1 protein-coding gene is annotated in these 1,511 nt (G+C 60.4%); it reads left to right on the top strand.

All coding sequences use genetic code 11. From position 1 onward, the window contains the following. Positions 1-85: 85 nt before the first annotated feature. A protein-coding gene (locus tag AC58D2_RS20565; RefSeq protein WP_230280663.1) for an IS3 family transposase occupies positions 86-1,437 on the top strand; the annotation gives its coding sequence in 2 pieces (ribosomal slippage) (positions 86-422 and positions 422-1,437; 1,353 coding nt in all). Positions 1,438-1,511: the final 74 nt, after the last annotated feature.

A 1,511-nucleotide genomic window follows, 5' to 3' on the forward strand; every position in this document is an offset into this window, starting at 1 on the left:
TGTCCCCCGTCAGCGCCAATGGCACAGATTTGAGGTTGTGATTTAAGGAGGATTTGGGCTTCGTCGTAGTGACGAAGGAACGAAGATGAAGCCCAAATCCTCAAGCTCCAAAAAGCCCGCCGAACAGGTGGTAAAGGACATCCGCCGCAAGACCCGCCGACACTTCTCAGCGGAAGACAAGATCCGGATCGTGCTCGATGGGCTACGAGGCGATGACTCCATTGCCGAGCTTTGCCGCCGCGAGGGTATCGCCCAGAGCCTGTATTACACTTGGTCCAAAGAGTTCATGGAGGCTGGCAAGCGTCGCCTCGCCGGTGACACGGCCCGCGCTGCGACCACGGACGAGGTGAAGGACCTGCGCCGTGAGGCCCGCGACCTGAAGGAGTGCGTGGCCGACCTCACCCTGGAGAACCGCTTGCTCAAAAAAAGCATGATCGCGGATGGGGGAGGCGACGAATGAGATACCCCGCATCCGAGAAGCTCGAGATCATCCGGATCGTCGAGCAATCGCACCTGCCCGCCAAGCGCACGCTGGACCAGCTCGGCGTTGCTCGCCGGACCTTCTACCGCTGGTATGATCGCTACCTTGAAGGCGGGCCCGAAGCGCTGGCAGACCGGCCATCGACGCCGAGCCGGGTGTGGAACAGGATCGCGCCCGAGGTTCAGGATCAGATCGTCGACATGGCTCTGGAACACAGCGAGCTATCGCCGAGAGAGCTGGCGGTGCGCTTCACCGACGAGAAGCGCTACTTCGTGTCCGAAGCCACGGTCTACCGCCTGCTCAAGGCCCACGACCTCATCACCAGCCCGGCCTATACGGTGATCAAGGCGGCAGAGGCGTTCCACACGAAGACCACGCGCCCGAATGAGATGTGGCAGACAGACTTTACCTACTTCAAGATCATCGGGTGGGGCTGGATGTATCTGTCGACCGTGCTCGACGATTACTCGCGCTACATCATTGCATGGAAGCTCTGCACCACCATGCGAGCCGAGGACGTCACTGACACGCTCGATATGGCGCTAGCAGCCTCAGGCTGCGATCACGCCAACGTGCTGCACAGGCCCCGCCTGCTCAGCGATAATGGCCCCAGCTACATCGCTGGCGAACTGGCCGAATACATCGAGGCCAACAAGATGAGCCACGTGCGCGGCGCACCCTTCCACCCACAGACCCAAGGCAAGATCGAGCGCTGGCACCAGACCCTGAAGAACCGCGTGCTGCTAGAGAACTACTTCCTGCCCGGCGATCTCCACCAGCAGATCGAGGCCTTCGTCGAGCATTACAACCACTGCCGATACCACGAGAGCCTCGACAATGTGACACCTGCCGATACCTACTTCGGCAGGGCTCCTGCCATCATCAAACGAAGAGAAAGGATCAAGCGAAAGACACTCGAACATCGGCGCTTGCAACACCGCAGGCTCGCCGCCTAACATCAAACCTCAGACGAGGCCCGCACTCCGCAAACCTACGCCGCGAGTTGTGCCAAATGTTCTGACGACGGACA

The sequence above is a fragment of the Sphingopyxis sp. CR5 genome (assembly GCF_059693785.1).